Origin of the sequence: Paenibacillus sp. EKM206P, assembly GCF_011066155.1 — a bacterium.
GTDB lineage: Bacteria > Bacillota > Bacilli > Paenibacillales > Paenibacillaceae > Paenibacillus > Paenibacillus polymyxa_D.
The window spans coordinates 1-207 of the sequence record NZ_JAAMNQ010000148.1 but is presented as its reverse complement, the minus strand read 5'-3'; the positions used below and the strand labels follow the sequence as shown (position 1 = coordinate 207).

1 tRNA gene is annotated in these 207 nt (G+C 50.2%); it reads right to left on the bottom strand.

The features are described from left to right. Window position 1: 1 nt before the first annotated feature. Window positions 2–77: transfer RNA gene (locus G9G53_RS26165), tRNA-Ala, on the bottom strand. Between the last annotated feature and the right edge of the window lie 130 nt (window positions 78–207).

Genomic DNA, 207 nt, shown 5'->3' with positions numbered 1-207 from the left:
TTGGTGGAGCCAAGCGGGATCGAACCGCTGACCTCCTGCGTGCAAGGCAGGCGCTCTCCCAGCTGAGCTATGGCCCCTCACAAGTTCCATCAAAACTGAACAAATGGAATGATGAATTTTGAAGCTTACACTTCATATTTGAATGTTTCCATCGCAGGAAACGATTCTCCATAGAAAGGAGGTGATCCAGCCGCACCTTCCGATACG